Annotated in this window: 6 protein-coding genes and 1 pseudogene; 2 read left to right on the top strand and 5 right to left on the bottom strand. The window is 46.8% G+C overall.

All coding sequences use genetic code 11. The features are described from left to right. Positions 1–879 (bottom strand): annotated as a pseudogene (locus tag C1T29_RS17590) (protein translocase subunit SecDF); the annotation flags it as partial. A gap of 36 nt (positions 880–915) precedes the next feature. Further along, positions 916–1,212: a post-transcriptional regulator gene (locus C1T29_RS17595; RefSeq protein WP_023855396.1), complete on the bottom strand. Its 297-nt coding sequence runs from the start codon at positions 1,210–1,212 to the stop codon at positions 916–918. A 117-nt stretch (positions 1,213–1,329) separates the two neighbouring features. Here C1T29_RS17595 and spoVB point away from each other — a divergent pair, with 117 nt between their 5' ends. Beyond that, on the top strand, positions 1,330–2,883 hold the full coding sequence (gene spoVB / locus C1T29_RS17600; protein WP_026579144.1) for a stage V sporulation protein B: 1,554 nt from the start codon (positions 1,330–1,332) through the stop codon (positions 2,881–2,883). Between the two features lie 9 nt (positions 2,884–2,892). On the opposite strand, the gene C1T29_RS17605 is transcribed toward spoVB, so the two are convergent. Then, positions 2,893–3,543, bottom strand: a complete 651-nt coding sequence (locus C1T29_RS17605) for a DUF421 domain-containing protein (RefSeq protein ID WP_020452417.1) — start codon at positions 3,541–3,543, stop codon at positions 2,893–2,895. A 155-nt stretch (positions 3,544–3,698) separates the two neighbouring features. Between C1T29_RS17605 and C1T29_RS17610 the strand changes: the two genes are divergently transcribed. Further along, positions 3,699–4,082, top strand: coding sequence for a TIGR04086 family membrane protein (locus tag C1T29_RS17610; protein ID WP_020452418.1), 384 nt, complete (start codon positions 3,699–3,701; stop codon positions 4,080–4,082). 175 nt (positions 4,083–4,257) lie between these two features. Here C1T29_RS17610 and yajC read toward each other — a convergent pair whose 3' ends face one another. Together yajC and C1T29_RS24885 are read right to left on the bottom strand one after the other, a co-directional pair. After that, positions 4,258–4,521 carry a preprotein translocase subunit YajC gene (gene yajC / locus C1T29_RS17615; RefSeq protein ID WP_208945732.1) on the bottom strand — a complete coding sequence of 88 codons (264 nt, stop codon included), beginning with the start codon at positions 4,519–4,521 and terminating at the stop codon, positions 4,258–4,260. 46 nt (positions 4,522–4,567) lie between these two features. Next, the coding region (locus C1T29_RS24885) for a hypothetical protein (protein ID WP_231516584.1) at positions 4,568–4,635 on the bottom strand (68 nt) is incomplete at its 5' end.

The raw sequence follows: 4,635 nt of genomic DNA on the forward strand, positions 1-4,635 counted from the left end.
GTAGATATAGACAGAAAGCGTAATGACCGCGACAAAACCAGGCAAGCGATAATAAAGAAGCATAAATAAGAAAATAATAGCAATACCGACGATTCCCGCAAACACGGTATCATTCAAAGCCTGCTCCCCAAACTGCGCGCCGACGGATGTCGAATACTTTTCAACGAGTTTGACAGGAAGAGCGCCCGCATTTAAAATGCTCGCCATATCTTTTGCTTCCTGAATCGTAAAGTTTCCTTCAATCATTACGTCTGACGTGTTCAGCACCTGGCTGACATTCGGAGCGGAGATGTATTTATGATCCGCTTTTTGCGATTCTTTTTTAAAGGAGTCGCCTTTTTTGTAATCAAGCCAGATGACGAGCTGGTTGTTCGGCTTCATATCGAGCACTTTCTTTGTCACTTCGCCGAATTTATCGGCATCCTTCAGCTTGATCGTCACGATCGGCTCATTTGTGTCCTGCTTGAACGACTGTTTAGCACCGTTTTCGACAAGATCTGAACCGTTCAAAAGCTCTTTGTCATTCGTATCCCTGAACGTAAGCTGAGCCTGTGTGGATAAGATTTCCCGCGCCCTGTTCTGGTTGTCGACGCCGGCAAGCTGAACCCTGATCCGGTTGTTTCCTTCGATTTGAATGTTCGGTTCGCTGACGCCCAACACATTCGCCCGGCGGTTCAGTGCTTCAACCGTACTGATGAGGGCGTCCCTGTCAATTTTGTCGCCCTGTTTGGCAGGCTGGACTTCATACAGAACCTCAAAACCGCCCTGAAGGTCAAGGCCGAGGCTGATGCTGTCTGCAGCCGGCTTCGTGAACATTCCCAGTCCCGTACCGATCAAGAGAACGGTAAGGAAAAACGCAATCAAGCGTCCTTTTTTCATTATGTATTTCCTCCTTAAATCAACCAAAATCTACGGCTACCTCAGCAGCTCATCGAGCATATTCTGCCCTTCTTTGCTGTCGAGTAAATTAGACGTTTTAAACGATTCTACGGTTGCATAGTTCATAAATTCGCCAATTTTCACAGATAAAATATCACCGGCGAGCTGATGAATTTGAACATCCTTCTTTTTCTTCCATTTCTTATTCAATAAGTATGACCACAATTCCTCTATTTCAATATCGTCATAACCGAGTATCCTGAACTCTTCCGTCTTGCTGTGAAGAAAGGGTTTTAAATGATCCTTGTACAGATCAGCCGGATGTTTGCCCATGCCAAAGCCACGCTCCTTTCACATTTTTTCAGAGAGACTTGTCATGCTTGGACGATGTATGCGCATATCTTATTGTATATGATTAAAGGTTGTTTGAGAAGGCAGGGGACTCTAGAAATGACGAAGCAGACGTTTTTAAAAGGAACGCTCATTTTAATAGCGGCAGGTTTGATTACGAGAATGCTCGGCTTTATCAACCGGATTGTCATCGCAAGGTTCATCGGAGGTGAAGGTGTCGGGCTTTATATGATGGCGGCTCCGACTTTTTTTCTGGCGGTCACCCTCACCCAGTTCGGCCTACCTGTCGCCATCAGCAAGTTGGTCGCTGAAGCGGAAGCGCGCGGAGACCACAGAAAGACAAAGCAGATTTTAGTGATGTCTCTTGCAATTACCGGGACGCTCAGCGCCGTCATTACTCCGGTGTTTCTCATCTACGCCCCGCTGATGGCCGACACGCTGCTCACAGACAAAAGAACGCTTTATCCGCTTTTGGCGGTTACACCGGTCGTTCCGATCATTGCTGTTTCCAGCGTGCTGAGGGGCTATTTTCAAGGAAAGCAAAATATGAGGCCGCTTGCCGTGTCCCAGGTTCTCGAACAAATTGTCCGGATATCGCTTGTCGCCGTATGCACGACGGCATTCCTTCCGCTCGGCATCGAATATGCGGCTGCGGGCGCGATGCTGTCATCCGTGTTTGGCGAGTTGGCTTCACTCCTTTATTTGTTCGTCGCCTTTAAATACAAAAAGAAAATCCGCATCAGAAAACGTTTTTTCCAATCGCTGAAATCTGGACGAACCACGTTTTTCGAGCTGATGAGCGTCTCGCTCCCAACAACGGGCAGCCGTTTTATCGGCAACCTGTCATGGTTTTTTGAACCGATTGTCGTAGCGCAAAGCCTTGCAATAGCAGGGGTCGCCGCTTCCGCCGCAACGAGCCAGTACGGAGAGTTGACCGGCTTTGCCCTGACGCTTCTCACCCTCCCGAGCTTTATCACATATTCTCTGTCTACGGCGCTCGTTCCAGCCATCAGCGAAGGAATCGAACAGAAAAAAATGCAAGTCGTGGAATACAGGCTTGAGCAGGCGATGAGGCTTTGCCTTTTAAGCGGCGGAATATCGGCGGTCATTTTGTTTTCGTACGCGGATGAGCTGGTCAGCGTGATGTACGGGTCGTCAAATGCTGCGATTTATGTGAAAATCATGGCTCCATTCTTTTTATTTTACTATTTCCAAGGTCCGCTGCAGGCCGTCCTGCAGGCTTTAAACCTGGCCGGCGCGGCAATGATGAACAGCCTGGTCGGCGCCGTTGTGAAAACAGGTCTCATTTTTGTTCTCGCTTCACGGCCTTCACTTGGCATTATGGGGGCTGCGCTGGCGATTTTGACGGGGATCATCCTCGTCACCCTGCTGCACGCCGCAACCGTCAGCAAAGTGCTTCCCATCAGCATTAACCTGAAAGAATATATCGTATCCTTCGGCGTCATTTTGATATCAGGGTGGGGAAGCCTTCTGATGAAAGAACACCTTTTTTTAGACCAGTCCGAGCCGATGCGCCTGCTTTTGTGTGTCGCGGTTACAAGCTTTCTTTACGTCTTCCTTCTGGTCGCCTTCAAGCTGGTCAAAAAAGAAGAAATCCAGCGGTTTCCGCTGTTCGGCCGCTGGATTTCGTAAGCTCTCGCTTTAAGGTTTAAATTCATCCTTTATGTCAATAAAAAAAGAACCTTTATTATATGTGCAATAAGAAATTTTGGAAAGATCGCGGTGTCCTCTTTTTTCAAGCTTTTGCTCAAGCCACTCCCGGTCTTTCCCGATCTTTTCTAATTGTTCTTTTTGAACCATTCCGTCAACAATCAACGGCAGTTCGATCATTTTGTTTGGCCCGTCTTTTGTAAACACTGAAAGCTTCCCGGTCGGCTCCAAAATCGCATATGAAACATCCCCGATTCGTTCCACATTCTTATCTCTCAGCTGTGTCATCAAATCATCGTAATTATAGCGCTGTGTCCTCATGGCGTGTTCATCAATTTTTCCGCGGTCTATGATAATCGTTGGTTTTCCATCGAGAAGCCGGCGGATTTTTTGATTTTTCAATGACAGATATGCAAATATAACCTGGATCAGCGTCAAAACGAGAATTGGAATGATCGTATGGAGAAGGTGGTCATCGAGATTTTCAATGGCCAAAACCGCGATTTCGGCCATCATAATAAAAACGACAAGATCCAATATGCTCAGCTCGCCTATTTCCCTCTTTCCCATCAAGCGAAACAAAATAAAGATGATGAAATACAAAACGACCGTCCGAAACGTAAGAGCTAAAATTTCATCCATTACCGCCCGCCTCCTTCCGCCTATCATGATCTTAAACATAGCCTTTGTAAAATTGAGGCTTTTATGTATAAAAGGTCGGGGGAGCTAGTCTATTTGCCAAACGTGCAGAATACATTTAAAAAGACGAGCCCGTCTATATTGAAAGGAGGATCGTGATGAACGAACCAAAACAAGTCGGCAAAGGGATTTTATACAGCTTGGCGGTTATTTTCGCTTTGATGTTTGCGGGAAGCCTGGTCATTTCGCTGCTCCTCACCTTCACATCATTAACCGAAAGTTCATTCAGCTGGTTTATTACCGCCATTTCTTTTATTACCTTGTTCATCGGCGGTTTTATTGCGGGAGGCAAATCGAAGGAAAAAGGGTGGCTGAGCGGAGGATTGACAGCGCTTTGCTTCTCTCTTACGGTGCTTTTGTTTCAATATCTCGGCTTTGGCGAAGCCTTCAATTTGAAGCAGCTGCTCTATCATTCCGGTTTTTTGGGAGTCAGCATGCTGGGCGGGATTTTCGGGGTCAATCTGCAGGGGAGCCGTGCATAAAGACAGCAAAAAGGGAGCGGATGACCGCTCCCTTTTCTCATGCCCATCAGGCTTCTTTTATGCCATGTCACATCAGGAACAACTGCGGCTTCATCAAGACATAAGGAACGGCGCTAGCGCCGTTTTCACGTCCTACGACAGTCTGATTTCCGATGCTTATGTATCAGCCTTTCGGCTATTCTGCTGACGCCTCTCTGATCGCGCGGCGGTCGAATGTCAGACGGGTATTGTCGCCTGTTTTGATGACAACCTTGCTTTCGTCAATTGAATCAACGATGCCGTGCAGGCCGCCGATCGTTACGACCTTATCTCCTTTTTTCAGCTCCTCCTGCTTCTGGCGGACTGCCTTCTGCTGCTTTTGCTGCGGACGGATCAAAAGGAAATAAAGAACCGCAAACATTAAAATAATCGGAAGTAATGTTCCAAGCATCTCCATTATTTTTTCACCCCTTTCAAATGGCTTTATCGCTTTCTTCGTTTATGTGTCAGAAACTTTTAGCATTTGGTTTATTAAAACCGTAGCGCTCAAAAAACTCTTCCCAGAAATCCCCTA

The sequence above is a fragment of the Bacillus sp. MBGLi79 genome, assembly GCF_002953915.1.

Bases quoted from the DNA above. Each gene is read 5' to 3' on its own strand.
- C1T29_RS17595 (WP_023855396.1), bottom strand. From the start codon at position 1,212: ATGGGCAAACATCCGGCTGATCTGTACAAGGATCATTTAAAACCCTTT.
- spoVB (WP_026579144.1), top strand. From the start codon at position 1,330: ATGACGAAGCAGACGTTTTTAAAAGGAACGCTCATTTTAATAGCGGCA.
- C1T29_RS17605 (WP_020452417.1), bottom strand. From the start codon at position 3,543: ATGGATGAAATTTTAGCTCTTACGTTTCGGACGGTCGTTTTGTATTTC.
- C1T29_RS17610 (WP_020452418.1), top strand. From the start codon at position 3,699: ATGAACGAACCAAAACAAGTCGGCAAAGGGATTTTATACAGCTTGGCG.